The sequence below is a fragment of the Sphingobium sp. LSP13-1-1.1 genome, assembly GCF_040676415.1.
Classification (GTDB): domain Bacteria; phylum Pseudomonadota; class Alphaproteobacteria; order Sphingomonadales; family Sphingomonadaceae; genus Sphingobium.
Window position 1 is genome coordinate 182,688 of record NZ_JBEGHU010000023.1, and the last position, 14,487, is coordinate 197,174.

A 14,487-nucleotide genomic window follows, 5' to 3' on the forward strand; every position below is an offset into this window, starting at 1 on the left:
AATCGTAAATGGAGATCAGACAGTGCTCGCTCTCGCCCTCGCAGCCACATCGGCGATCGCCATCACCTCGCCCGACAGATCCGTTGAAATGCGTATCGCTACGGACGGCACGACCTATTCGGTCACGCGCAACGGCGAAACCATCGCCAACGAGGCCCCGCTCGGCATTGTCCTGGCCGACGCGCCACCATACCGAGCCCTTGAATCGATGAAGGTTCAACGTCGCTCGGTCAATCGCACCTTGCCATTGATTGCGACCAAGGCCAGCCAGGCGACCGATCACTACAATGGTGCGACCATCCGCTTCCAGGAAACCGGCGCAGGCGGACGCGTCCTCGAAATAGAGGCGCGCGCCTATAATGACGGCGTTGCGTTTCGCTATGTCATCCCCACCGGCAGACCGGTCGCCATCGCCGGCGAGCGAACCGGCTATCGCCTGCCCGCCGGTACGCATTGTCTTTTCACCGAAACCAGCGGCTCGCATGAGCGGGAATGGCAAGACATCCCGGTCTCCGCACTCGACCCCAACAAGCTCTATGACCATCTGGCAACCTGCGCCACGCCTTCGGGCCGCAATCATTTCGCCATTCTGCAGTCGGGGATAGAAGGATATACCGGTTCAACCCTGCGCCGTTCCGGAGATAGGCTGCAAGTGGAGTTGACCCCGCGCAAGGACCGTCCTTCGGTTGCCGTTCAGTCAAGCAATGGCGTTGAAACGGCCTGGCGGGTGATGATGCTGGGCGACCGGGCCGGCGACCTCATATCCTCTGAGCTCGTCGGCAACCTGGCGCACCAGCCGAGCGGAGATTTCTCCTGGGTGAAGCCCGGCAAGGCCGCCTGGGACTGGTGGTCAGGCCCAACGCAAAGCGAAAAGCCCACCATGGAACGCTATCGCAAGTTCATCGACTTCGCTGCCGATTCCGGGCTGCCTTATTTCCTGATCGACGCCGGCTGGGCCCTGAATTCCGGCGGCTGCTGCGCCGCCAACAAGGACACCGACATCCTGCGCGCCGAATTCGGGATCGATATACCAGCGCTCGTCAAATATGCCGAGGGCAAGGGCGTCGACCTCCTGCTGTGGGTTCACTGGGAACATCTCGAACCGCGGATGGAAGAGGTGCTCGACCACTACAGGAATTGGGGCATAAAGGGGATCAAGGTCGACTTCATGGACCGGCAGGATCAGCAGATGGTCGAATTCTACACGCGCGCGGCGCGCGAGACCGCCAAGCGCAGACTCCTGCTCGACATGCATGCCGCTTTCCTGCCTGCAGGGATGCAGCGGACCTATCCCAACTATATCACCCAGGAAGGGGTGATGGGTGCGGAGTATGACAAGATTGGCTGGGGCGCCGTCACGCCGGCGCACAATGTCAAGCTGGCCTATACGCGCATGCTCGCGGGTCCCATGGACTACACCCCCGGCGGCTTCCGCAACGGCGGGAAAGCCGCCGGACCCAGCGACGGATCAATGCCGGTAAGCCAGAACAGCCGGAGTCAGGCGCTCGCCATGTATGTGGTCTACGACAGCCCGCTCCAGATGGTGTCCGACGCACCGGAAGCCTACGCCAATGCGAGCGGGTTCGACTTCATCAGGATCGTCCCGACGGCCTGGGACGAGACCCGCTTCATCGACGGCACGCCCGACAGCCACATCGTTCTCGCGCGACGCAAGGGGCGTGATTGGTTCATCGGCGCGATGAACGCCGGCGGTGCACGAAACGTGATCGTCCCGCTCACTCTGCTCGGCATGGGCCGGTTCGAGGCGCAAATCTGGCAGGACGGCGCGACGCCCAACGAAGTGACTGCGAAATCCATCACCGTCACCAGCCGCGATTCCCTGACCATCGCAATGACCGACGGTGGTGGTGCGGCAATTCGGATCCGTCCAATCGACTGATCCCGCCCCAAAGCTTGGGCAGGTGCGCCCGTCCTGGCTGCAGCGTCGGGCTATTTCGTTGATGGTGCCTCCGGATCAAGGGGCAAATTGCCGCATTGCGCAACGCGCGAGCAAAATCTTCATCCTGCTTGCGACCCGATCTTGATAGGCGGGCATCTATTTTGTATGACAAATAGAAATGGTTGTTTGGGAGGAATTGTCTGAAATGAGAGTTAGCCACAAGCGGGCCGCAATGTCAGGCCTGACGCTGCCACTTTTGTTGGCGGCGACTAACGCTCTGCCTGCCCAAGCCGAAACACGGGGCGTGGCCGATCCTGCCAAATGGCCGCAGGCACGCAGCGCGGGCCTGATAGACGACCGGACGGAAGCGAAGATTACCGCACTGCTGGCCAAGCTGTCGCTGGAAGAAAAAGTCGGACAGATGATCCAGGCCGATACGTCGGCGATCAAGCCGGAGGATCTTGCCAAATACCCGCTCGGTTCGATCCTTGCCGGCGGCAGTTCGCCGCCGATCGGCGCGCCCGACCGTTCTCCTGCCGGGCCGTGGATCGCGACTGTGCACGCCTTCAACCAGATCGCAATGCAGAAGCGTCCGGGTCACGTGCCCATCCCGATCATGTTCGGGATCGACGCGGTGCATGGCAACAACAATGTGGTCGGGGCAACGCTGTTTCCCCACAATATAGCGCTGGGCGCCGCGAACGACCCTGACCTGATCCGTCGCATCGGGGACGCCACTGCAAAGGAGATCACGGCGGCCGGGATCGACTGGGCCTTTGCTCCAACGCTGGCGGTCGCGCAGAATGATCGCTGGGGCCGAACCTACGAAAGCTATTCGGAGGATCCTTCTCTCGTCGCCGCCTATGCGGGTCGCATGATCGAGGGACTGCAAGGCAAGCCGGGAACGGGCTCCATCCAGACCGGAAATGTCTCCGCCAGCGCCAAGCATTTTCTGGGCGACGGCGGTACCACCAACGGTATCGACCAGGGCGACACCGATATCCCTGAAGGCCAGCTGATCGCCATTCATGCGGCGGGCTATCCTCCGGCAATCAACGCCGGAACGCACACCATCATGGCGAGCTTCAACAGCTGGCAAGGCGTCAAGATGCACGGCAACAAGTCCCTGCTGACCGATGTTCTCAAGAAACGGATGGGCTTTGACGGTTTCATAGTCGGAGATTGGAACGGACATGCCCAGATTCCCGGCTGTACCGCGACAGACTGCCCGGCCTCCTTCAATGCCGGGCTCGACATGGCAATGGCACCCGATAGCTGGAAGGGGCTGTTCGATAATACCGTGAAGCAGGTGCGCGCAGGGGTGATCCCGATGGCCCGGATCGACGATGCCGTCAGGCGGATCCTGCGCGTCAAGTTCAAGGCCGGACTCTTCAACCCGGCCCGACCGTTCGAACAACGCAGCGATATGATCGGGTCGCCGGAACACCGGGCACTGGCGCGGGAAGCGGTCCGCAAATCGCTCGTTCTCCTGAAGAATGATGGCGTGCTGCCGGTGAAAGCAGCCGCGAATATCCTGGTCGCGGGAAGCGCCGGGAACGACATTGGCCAGCAATCCGGGGGCTGGACGCTTTCCTGGCAGGGGGACGGCAACACCAATGCCGATATCCCCAATGCCCAGTCGATCTTTTCCGGGATCGCGGAAGCCATGAAATCGAGCGGCGGCAGCGCGACCTTCAGCGCGGACGGAAGCTATGCCACCAGGCCCGACCTGGCGATCGTGGTGTTCGGCGAGAAGCCCTATGCCGAGGGCAGCGGCGATATCCGCTCCCTGGAATTCGAGCCTGGCGACAAGAAAGCCCTCGCGCTGCTCAAGAAGTTGAAGGCTGCCGGTATCCCGGTTGTCTCCGTATTCCTTTCCGGCCGTCCGATGTGGGTCAATCCGGAACTGAACCAGTCAGACGCCTTTGTTGCCGCCTGGCTGCCCGGAAGCGAGGGGGGCGGGATAGCCGATGTGCTGGTCGGCGATGCCGAGGGTCGGCCACGCCAGGACTTTACCGGCCGGCTTTCCTTCAGCTGGCCCAGGACAGCAGCGCAGTTTCTCCTCAACCGGGGCCAACCGGGCTACGACCCGCTGTTCCCCTTCGGATATGGGCTGAGTTACGCGAAGCCGGGCAAGGTGGGATCGCTCGACGAGGTTCCCGGAATCGATGGCACCCCGATCAACAAGAGCCGCTATTATATCGATGGGCACGTCCAAAAGCCATTTACGCTGCAGATCGATCCCGCGATCACCCGCACAGCGGTGGATTCGGCGATGCGCCAGGAGGGCGCGATGCAATTGGGCTGGCGATCGGCGGCCAATGGGAAGGCGACGATCGACGGCGAGGATATCGACCTTGGCTTTGAAACCAATGCCGAGATGATGTTGCAGATGGTCTACCGGGTCGATCGCCCCGCAAGCGGTCCGGTCACGCTCACAATGGGTTGGGGCACGATCAATGCAACCGACCTGTTCCGCACGGTCGGGGGATGGAAAACGGTGCGCATCCCGCTCAAATGCTTCGCCCAGCGCGGCGGCGGCGACATGGCGCATGTCCACCCCGCATGGAGCCTGTCCGCGACCGGCCCGCTGACTGTATCGATCGCCAATGTGGAATTGACGACACAGGCGCCCGGCGGCTTCTGCCCGCCGCGAAACTGACGACGCCTGGAAAGGGAAAATGTCATGCAAAGCGTGAAGAAATGCCTTGCGCTGCTGCTTGCGCTGCTCGCGGCGCCGGTCGCGGCCCAGACAGAGCATCCGATCCCGCGCCTGGAAAGCAGGGGCGGCAATCATGCGCTCATTGTGGACGGCAAGCCATTCCTGATGCTGGGAGCACAGGTCAACAATTCGGCCAACTACCCCGACATGCTTCCCGAGGTCTGGCCTGCGATCCGAAAGATGCACGCCAATACGGTCGAAGTCCCGGTCGGATGGGAACAGATCGAACCTGTGGAGGGGAAATTCGACTTCTCCTTTCTCGACGCCCTCCTGCCCCAGGCCAGGGCAAACAATGTTCGGCTCGTCCTGCTGTGGTTCGGAACCTGGAAGAACACCGCGCCGGCTTACGCGCCGGCCTGGGTCAAGCTCGACCAGAAGCGCTTCCCGCACATGATCAATGCCAAAGGCGAGGTCCATTACGCCCTCTCGCCGCACTATCGATCGACGCTGGAGGCCGACAAGCGGGCCTTCGTGAAGCTGATGGAATATCTCAAGAAGAACGACCCGCAGAACACCGTGATTATGGTTCAGCCGGAAAATGAGGTCGGTTCCTATGGATCGGTCCGCGATTTTTCCCCGATCGCGCAAAAGCTCTTTGATGGGCAGGTGCCCGCCCCACTACTCAAGCAGATGAAGAAGCAGTCGGGCACATGGCGTCAGGTTTTCGGCGGCGATGCCGACGAATTCTTCCATGCCTGGTCGATCGCCAGCTACATCGACGAGATCGCCGCTGCCGGCAAGGCCGTGAAGCCCCTGCCGATGTACGTGAACGCGGCGCTGGCCGGCGCCTTCGGCCGCCAGCCTGCGACCACCTATTCGAGCGGAGGCCCGGTGCACTTTGTCATCGACGTGTACAAGGCCGCCGCTCCGGCGATCGATATCGTGGCGCCGGATATCTACACTCGCGACCACGCGGCCTACATGGCGTATCTCGACTATTACGACCGGCCTGACAACGCGCTGATCGTCCCGGAAACCGGGAACGACCGGGATTTTGCGAGGTTTTTCTTCCCGGTCGTCGGCCGCGGTTCGATTGGCTTCGCCCCGTTCGGCATGGACTACACAGGCTATTATAATTATCCGCTCGGCGCCAAGGATCTCGACGACGCGACGATGGAATTATTCGCCCGTAACTATCGGCTGTTCGCGCCGATGCAGCGGGAATGGGCCGCCTGGGCAGCGCAGGGCAAGACCTGGGGCGTGGCTGAACCGACCGACCCGAAAGCCGAGCACAGCCAGAAGGTCGACATGGGCAAGTACAACATGACCGTTACCTTCGGTCAGTGGCAGTTCGGCACGGACAAGCCCACCGGCAATGCCGAGCCGGTCGGCGGTCTCGCAGTTGCCCAGATCGCCGAAAACGAGTTCCTCGTCACCGGCTTCAAGGCGCGCGTCTATTTCGGCCTTTCCAAACCGGCGCCGTTTGAATCGATGATGATGCTGCGCGTCGAAGAAGGTCGTTACGACAACGGCAAATGGATTTTCCGTCGCGTCTGGAACGGCGATTCGATCGATTACGGCCTCAACTTCACCGATCGCGAGCAGGTGCTGCGCATCACATTCGCCGCCGTCAAAGGCACGCCGCCGATACCCGTCGGCAATCCCAACTGATCAGCCGGAGCAATACAGCCATGTCCCTTTCCCGTATCGCGCTGTTTGCGCTGCTCGCCACCGCGAGCACCTCGGCCATCGCCGGCAGCTATCAACCCATCGACAACGGCGTTGTGGTCACTCCTGACGCCGGTGCCGCCAAGCGGGTCCGCGTGATCGCCTATGGCGATGATAGCTTCCGCGTCACTGCGGTACCCACCGGCGATTTCAACGAGGTCCCCGAAAGCCTCATGGTCAATGCCAAACCAGCGGGAAAGCCGGTGGTCACCCAGTCCAAAGGCAGCGTCACGCTGAAGCTGCCCGGCGCGAGCGCGGTGATCAATCTGGCCAGTGGACAGGTCAGCTTTCTGGATCGCGCGGGCAAAGCTGTCCTGACGGAATCGGGGCGTAGTGCGTTTCGCCCGCGTGACGTGGAAGGCAAGCGCTGGTTCACCGTGTCCCAGCAGTTCAATCCCGGTACCGACGAGGGCTTTTATGGCCTGGGCCAGCACCAGAACGGCCAGATGAACTATAATGGCGAGGACGTGGAACTCGCCCAGCACAATATGGCGATAGCCGTGCCTTATGTCGTTTCGACGCGGGGATACGGCCTGCTGTGGGACAATGACGGCATCACCCGCTTCGGCAATCCACGCCCCTATGAATTCGTCGGCAAGGATCTGAAGGTCACGAGCGACGGCAAGCCGGGCTGGAAGGCCGAATATTTCCTGGGCAAGTCGCGCGCCGCGCTGCGTCAGGAAGATGTCATCGACTATCAATATATCGAGGACCAGGCGAAATGGCCGACGGCGGCAAAGGCCACGACCAAGGCGTCAGCCGACAGCGGGCAGAACACCGCAGGCGTCGTGACCCAGGAACAGCAGGTGGTCTGGACAGGCGACGTGACGGCGGACACGACCGGCGAGCACCGATTCCAGATATATGGATCAAGCTATTTCAAGGTCTATGCCGACGGCAAGCTGGTCATGGATCACTGGCGTCAGAACTGGAACCCCTGGTATCATAATTTCAAACTGCCGATGACTGCCGGAAAGCCGGTCAAGATCCGCATCGAATGGACCCCCAACGCCGGATATATGGCGTTCCTGCACAACAATCCCCTGCCCCGGAAGGATCGGCATTCGCTGTGGATGACATCGGATACCGGAAAGGCGGTGGACTATTATTTCGTTGGTGGCGGCACGATCGACAAGTCCATTGCAGGCTACCGGAAGCTGACCGGCAAGGCGACGCTGCTGCCCCAATGGGCCTATGGCTTCTGGCAAAGCCGGCAGCGTTACGAAACCCAGGAAGAACTGCTTGGCGTGCTGCGTGAATATCGCAAACGCGAGATCCCGATCGACAATATCGTGCAGGACTGGTTCTACTGGCCGCAGGACCAATGGGGCAGCCACAGGTTCGATCCCAAGCGATTCCCCGATCCCAAGGGCATGGTCGATGAAATCCACGCGCTCGATGCGCGGGTCATGATTTCAGTCTGGCCCAAATTCTATCCCAACACCGAAAACGCCAAGGAGCTGGACAAGAACGGCTGGCTCTATCACGGCAATCTTGAAATGAAGAATCTCGACTGGGTCGGGCCGGGATATCTCAACACCGACTACGATGCCTATTCGCCCGGCGCGCGCAAGATGTACTTCGACCAGATCAAGCGCGAACTGGTATCGAAGGGCTTCGACGCCTGGTGGCTCGACGCGACCGAACCGGATATCCACTCCAACCTGTCGATCGAACAGCGCATCAAGACCATGGGGCCGACGGCGATCGGCGCTGCGGAACCGCTGTTCAACAGCTATCCGCTTGTCCATGTCGACGGCGTTGCCGAGGGGCTGCGCGAGGCACGGCCGGACGTTCGCCCCTTCATCCTGACCCGTTCGGGTTTTGGTGGCCTGCAACGCGCCAGCGCGGCGATCTGGTCGGGCGATGTGGCCGCGCGGTGGGACAATCTGCGCGAGCAGATTTCGGCTGGCGTTAACGTCTCGATGTCCGGCCTGCCCAACTGGACGCATGATATTGGCGGCTTTGCGGTTGAAGATCGCTATACCAACCAGGACCCCGCGCATCTGGCGGAATGGCGCGAACTCAACCTGCGCTGGTTCCAGTTCGGCGCCTTCTCGCCATTGTTCCGCAGCCACGGGGAAACGCCGTTCCGGGAAATCTACCTGATCTCGGACAAGGATCCGGCGATGCAGGAATCGATGATCTGGTACGACAAGCTGCGCTACCGGCTGCTGCCCTACATCTACACCACCGCAGCCGATACCTGGTTCAAGGATGGATCGATAATGCGCGGTCTGGTCCAGGATTTCGGCTCCGACCGCAAGGTCTGGAACATCGACGATCAATATATGTTCGGCCCGGCATTCCTCGTCGCTCCGGTCACCGATTTCAAGGCGCGTAGCCGCAAGGTCTACCTGCCCGCCGGTTCGGGCTGGTACGACTTCAATAGCGGTGCCTTCCATACCGGCGGGCAAGAGATCGACGCCGCTGCGCCCTATGAGCGCATGCCTTTGTTCGTTCGTGCCGGATCCATCGTGCCGACCGGGCCGGCGATCCAACACACGGGCGAAGAGCCGGATGGCCCCATCGTGCTGCACGTCTTTACAGGTGCGGACGGGAGCTATTCGCTCTACGAAGACGATGGGACCAGCGAAGGCTACCGCAAGGGCGCTTTCTCGCGCGTCGCGATCCAGTGGAACGACGCCGCGCACAGCCTGACCATCGGCAAGCGCGAAGGCGAATTCTCCGGCATGCCGGGGAAGCGCGCAATCTCGGTCCGCTTCTACGACAAGGCGACGCGGCAGCCGATCGACTTCGCGGAGAACGGCAAATATTCAATCGTCTACGACGGCAATCCGGTCACCATCACCATGCGGTGAGGCGACCGGGCAAATCTCCGTCGACATGCAAAAGGCCGGCCCTGATCCTGTCAGGGCCGGCCTTTTTCATTGCGGTCAGGATGCAGAGAGCAGCCCCGCCCCTTGCAGCTTCACCACCGGCGCCATCTGCCCCGGCGCTGGCTTGGGGAAGTTGATCTCCAGCGCATCGTCGTTCTGCTTCCAAGCCAGCTTTCCGCCGCCCACCAGTTCGGCCTTCGCTATGGTCGCACCACCCAGCGCGCGCCTGCCAAGGGACTCGATCCGCGCCGTGCCGGTCGGCCACAGCAGCATGATGGCATAAAGCGCGCCCTTGTTGGTGGTGAAGCGCACGTCCCGCTCGGTGAAGTCGCTCGCGCTGCCTTCATCCATCCGTCCGCCGGGTACGCTGGTCGGCCCTTCGCCGAAGCTGCGCCAGGGACGGCTGCCGAAGATCGCCGCGTCGCCATTGACCTTCAGCCAGGCGGCAATGCCGTCGAGGATCTTCTCCTCCTCGCTGTCGATCGTTCCGTCACCGCGCACAGGCACAGACAGCAGCAGGTTGCCGTTCTTCGACACGATGTCGCTCAGGCGTTGGATGACCTTTTGCGCCGGTACGTAGCTCTTATGGTCGAACCGTCCGCGGTTGTAATGCCAGTCACCGATGCAGGTGCAGGTCTGCCAGGGCTGCTCGCGCATGACCGGAGAGAAGCCGCGTTCGACATCGTTCATCAGGCCGCCCTGCATATAGTCGGTCAGAATCTTCGACGTCAGCACTACGTTCGGGCTGCCATGCCATTCGATCGCACGATTATAGTAATGAGCCACGGCTTCCAGGCCCACTGAACCGAAAGGTATCCGCGTGTTGTCGAAATAGACCATGTCGGGCTTGTACCGATCGACCAGTTCGTTCTGGCGCAGCAGCCAGTTGCGGACGAAGGCGGGGTTCTTTGCCGCCGCCTGTTCCAGCCAGCGCCCGTCATGGACGTCGTGCCAGGATTCCATCGCCTTGTTGCTGGCAATGCCGTCCGGAGCGACGAAAGCTGGCCCGACATAAAGCTCCTGCGGGTCGAGCCCTTCCCACCACTTGCCCTGGCCGTCCTCCTTGCGCAGGCGGAAAGCATCATAGCGCTGTCCCGCGCGCGGGCCTTCGGGATCATAGCCATAGGCGGGCTGATACCAGTGCCAGGCATGGGCGATATGATTGCTGACACCAAAGGGCAGGCCTTCGGCGCGGGCCGCCTTTTCCCACCCGGCTACAATATCCCGCTTCGGCCCCACGCGCGTCGCGTTCCACGAGTGATGACTGCTGTCGTAAAGGTCGAAATTGTCGTGGTGGCCGGCCATCGCCATGAAGTATCTGGCGCCCACCTGCTTGTAGCGCTTCAGAAGAGCGGCCGGATCCCAGGCCTCCGCCTTCCAGCGATTGATGATCTCCATGAATCCGGTGTCGGCAGGATGGCCGTAATTGGAGAGGTGATGCTGGTAGGCGCCGCTGCCAGGAAGATACATCAACCGGCCGTACCAGTCGCCCGCCTCCGGCTGGCATTGCGGTCCCCAATGAGCCCATATGCCGAACTTGGCATCACGGAACCATTGCGGGGTTTCCCAGCCATCTACCAGCGACGTCCAGTTCGGCTGGAAGGTTGCCGCCGGGGCCGAAGCCGACATCATGGCGCCAAGGCCGAGGCCTCCGGCAAGCAGGTTGCGCCGTTCAAGACTGAACAAGTCATCTCTCCCTCGAATCTCTATTGTCTGATTTATTATCCTTCGTTAGCCATGACATCAACCGAGAGGAAGGGGGCATCGATCCGGAAAATGCATGGGGCGATCCAGCTGTCAGGGCGTGCTGCCATGTCGCGGCGGCGGAGGACGGCCAGACGAGAGAGCCGATCTGCCTTCCGGAACCTCCGCCCGAACTTGAAAGGCCCGAAATGAAGCTGATCCCTGCCCTGTTCCTGCTGTCTGCATCTGCAATGCCTGCAATCGCATCCGCACAGACGTTGGAACTCGATACGCCCCTTTCCTCCCACGCGGTCATTCAGCGCGATCGTCCGATCCCTATCAGCGGCCAGGCCGCGCCTGGCAGTAAGGTGACGGTTGCGATCGGAGCCGAAAACTATTCGGCCAATGCCGATCCGCAAGGGCGTTGGCGCATCACCCTTCCACCGCGCGGGGCTGGTGGTCCCTATGCCGTCACGCTGCGCAGCGGCACCGAGGTCATCAGCCTGGACGACATCATGGTCGGTGATGTCTGGCTCTGCTCGGGCCAGTCGAACATGGAATTCACGCTGCGCCACGTGACCAATTCGGACGCCGAAGTGGCCAGCGCAGGCAACACGATGCTGCGCCTGCTGAACGTTCCGCGGCAATCCAGCCCGCGGCCGCAGGACCGGTTTACCGCCCCCACCCCCTGGCAGGTCTCAACACCCGCCTCAGCTGCCGATTTCTCGGCCGCCTGCTTCATCATGGGGCGCGAATTGCAGCTTCACCAGCAAATACCGATCGGCCTTGTCGCCGCCAGTTGGGGCGGATCGCCGATCGAGGAGTGGATCAGCCGTGAGGCCTTGCAGACGATCCCTCGCTACACCGGCGAACTTGCGCTGCTCGATACCTACGCCCGCGATCCGCAGGCGGCATCAGTACAGTGGACTAGCATGACCCGCAATGCGCTGGGCGAAAGGGAGACCGCGCCCGCCGACGCGAAATGGCAGGATGTGCCGGGCCTGCGCTTGTGGGAAAGCTGGGGGGTGCCGTCGCTCGCGAACTTCGACGGGATTGGCTATTATCGCGCCACGATCACCCTGACCGCGGCGCAGGCGAAGCAAGGCGCGAAACTTTCGCTCGGCGCCATAGACGACGCGGATTTCACGCGGGTCAACGGCAAAAGCGTGGGAGTGGAGCGCGGATGGACGACCCTACGCAACTACCCCGTTCCGCGCGGCTCACTTAAGTCGGGCAAAAATCTGATCGACATCACGGTGGTCGACAGCGGCGGCGGCGGCGGTCTGTGGGGCGATGGTCCACGCAATCTCACTCTGGCGGATGGAACCAGCATCCCGCTGGAAAAATGGAGTTTTGCAGCCGGCGCTCCGATAAACCAGATTGGCACGCTCCCCTCTGCGCCGTGGACGGGCGGCGCCGGACGAACCACGCTGTTCAACGGCATGATCGCCCCGCTCCACAACTACCCGGTCAAGGGCTTCGCATGGTATCAGGGGGAGGCCAATGCTGGCGATGCCAAGGGCTATGCCAAGCTCATGCCGCTGATGATTGCCGATTGGCGCAAGCGATTTGGCGCGACGCCCTTCATCATGGTTCAACTCGCCAATTGGGGGCCGCTGGTTTCCACACCGACGGACGACCCATGGGGCCAATTGCGCGACGTTCAGCGTCAGGTTGCCGACGCCGATCCCCAGGTCGGCATGGCCAGCGCGGTCGATATCGGCCAGGTCGCGGATATCCATCCGACCAACAAGCAGGACGTCGGGCGCAGGCTTGCCTTGGCTGCACGCCATCTGGCGCTTGGCGAAGCGGTCGAGGATCGGGGGCCTTCGCCGACAGGCATATCGCGCACCGCCAAGGGCATCGAGGTGCGCTTTGGCCATGGACCTCTGGTCGCCATGGCCGGAGCCGGCGCGATCGGTTTCGAACTGTGTAATGCCGCCGCGCAGTGCCGCTTCGTCCACGGCGAGGTTGCGGGCGACACGGTGACCCTGCCCGCCGACCCGGAGGCGGTCGAGGTGCGCTACCTCTGGCAGGCCAGTCCTATCGTCAACCTCTATAACCCCGCAGGTCTCCCGGCCTCGGGTTTCTCGCTGAAGATCGACCAGAAATAGTCCGGAACGCCAGATCAGGGGAGCAGCGCCATGCGCAAATTGAAGGCCCTGCTGGTGGCGGGACTGCTTGTGCCGGCCTGGCCCGGCTCCGCTCTCGCGCAAACCGCAACCCCGCCGCTTGAGGTCAGCGGCGGGGCCATTGTCGGAACGCGGCAGGCGGGTGTTGACGAATATCTGGGCGTGCCCTTCGCCGCGCCTCCCGTGGGCGACTTGCGCTGGCGAAGGCCCCAACCGGTCGTGTCATGGACAGGCCAGCGTGAGACGCGCGCCTTTTCACCCGCCTGTGCACAGACCGTGACCTGGGTTTCCAACCCCAAGAGCGAAGACTGCCTTTACCTGAACGTCTGGGCGCCGCGTGAGGCGAAAGACCTGCCTGTCATCGTGTGGATCCACGGTGGCGCCATGAAAGGCGGCACACCCACCCAGCCCAACCAGCATGGCGCCAATCTGGCAAAGCGCGGTGCCATCGTGGTCAGCCTGAATTATCGGGTCGGCGTTTTCGGTTTCTTTGCCCACCCTGAGCTCAGGCGCGAAACGCCAGATAATGTCTCGGGCAATCAGGGCATCCACGATCAGATCGCCGCCTTGCGCTGGGTGAAGGACAATATCGCTGCCTTTGGCGGCGATCCGGGCCGGGTGACGATCATGGGCAGTTCGTCCGGCGGAGAATCGGTCGCCGTGCTGGTCGCTTCGCCGCTTGCCAAAGGCCTATTCCACAGGGCCATCGCCCAAAGCGGGAACGATGCACTGCCGATCAACCCGGAGGACAGTCATCGCTTTACCGACAATCGTACCGCCGAAGCAAATGGCGAGGTGTTCGCCAGGACGGCTGGGGCCACCAATCTGACAGCCTTGCGCGCGATGAGCGTGGAACAGTTGCAACAGCACATCTGGCAACCGAACGTCCACATTGACGGGCACCTGCTCCGTTCCGACATGACCACGACCTACCGCGACGGTGTGCAGAACGACGTGCCGCTCCTGGTCGGTTGGAATGCGGAAGAAAGCAAAGACCTGACCGGCGGAACCACTTTCGACGCCAGGAATAGCGCCGGGTTGATGGGCGAGCTTTTGCCCCAGTCCCCTTCACCCGCGATGCTGGCCGCCTACCCCGCCACGACCGATGCGCAGGCGCGGGAATCGATGGTCCGGTTCGTCAATGACTGGTGGGGTTGGCGGATGGTGCACTGGGCGCGGTTGCAGGCCCGGTACGGACGCTCCGCACCCTATGTCTACTATTTCGCGCACCAGCCAACCAAAGCGGCTGGCCCATGCTATTATGCTTGCGGTGCGGGGCACGGCACCGAAATCCAGTATCTGTTCGACAACCTCTCGGTCGATCCGCGCGCGTGGAGCGAGAAGGATCGAAAACTTGCGGACCAGCTCGCCGAAACCGTCATTGCCTTTGCCAGCACCGGCAAGCCGGGCCGCAAGGGACTCCCTAAATGGCCTGCGTTCGATGGCTCGAACGCATCGATCCATGCGATTGGCGATGCGCCGGAACTGAAGGCGCATCCCCTGCCAGACTTTTCTCTGTTTGCCCCTTTGCCTTAAGCCAGG

General features: G+C 62.1%; 7 protein-coding genes. 6 read left to right on the top strand and 1 reads right to left on the bottom strand.

Annotated features, from left to right (window positions below; genetic code table 11):
* Nucleotides 1–22 precede the first annotated feature (22 nt).
* The 4 genes from MRBLSP13_RS12860 (at nt 23) to MRBLSP13_RS12875 (ending at nt 9,112) form a co-directional block, all read left to right on the top strand.
* Complete coding sequence (locus MRBLSP13_RS12860; RefSeq protein ID WP_363754803.1) at nt 23–1,900, top strand: glycoside hydrolase family 97 protein; 1,878 nt, start codon at nt 23–25, stop codon at nt 1,898–1,900.
* 232 nt (nt 1,901–2,132) lie between these two features.
* Nucleotides 2,133–4,562, top strand: a complete 2,430-nt coding sequence (locus tag MRBLSP13_RS12865; protein WP_363754805.1) for a glycoside hydrolase family 3 protein — start codon at nt 2,133–2,135, stop codon at nt 4,560–4,562.
* A 24-nt stretch (nt 4,563–4,586) separates the two neighbouring features.
* The gene (locus tag MRBLSP13_RS12870; protein WP_363754807.1) at nt 4,587–6,233 is read left to right on the top strand and encodes a DUF5597 domain-containing protein; all 1,647 of its coding nucleotides are present in this window, start codon (nt 4,587–4,589) and stop codon (nt 6,231–6,233) included.
* Nucleotides 6,234–6,253: 20 nt separating this feature from the next.
* Entirely contained in the window at nt 6,254–9,112 is a 2,859-nt protein-coding gene (locus tag MRBLSP13_RS12875; protein WP_363754809.1) for a TIM-barrel domain-containing protein, read from the top strand.
* 75 nt (nt 9,113–9,187) lie between these two features.
* Here MRBLSP13_RS12875 and MRBLSP13_RS12880 read toward each other — a convergent pair whose 3' ends face one another.
* Complete coding sequence (locus MRBLSP13_RS12880) at nt 9,188–10,762, bottom strand: alpha-L-fucosidase (protein WP_414714626.1); 1,575 nt, start codon at nt 10,760–10,762, stop codon at nt 9,188–9,190.
* Between the two features lie 260 nt (nt 10,763–11,022).
* Between MRBLSP13_RS12880 and MRBLSP13_RS12885 the strand changes: the two genes are divergently transcribed.
* Complete coding sequence (locus MRBLSP13_RS12885) at nt 11,023–12,927, top strand: sialate O-acetylesterase (RefSeq protein ID WP_363754813.1); 1,905 nt, start codon at nt 11,023–11,025, stop codon at nt 12,925–12,927.
* Between the two features lie 30 nt (nt 12,928–12,957).
* Nucleotides 12,958–14,481: a carboxylesterase/lipase family protein gene (locus tag MRBLSP13_RS12890; RefSeq protein WP_363754815.1), complete on the top strand. Its 1,524-nt coding sequence runs from the start codon at nt 12,958–12,960 to the stop codon at nt 14,479–14,481.
* Nucleotides 14,482–14,487: the final 6 nt, after the last annotated feature.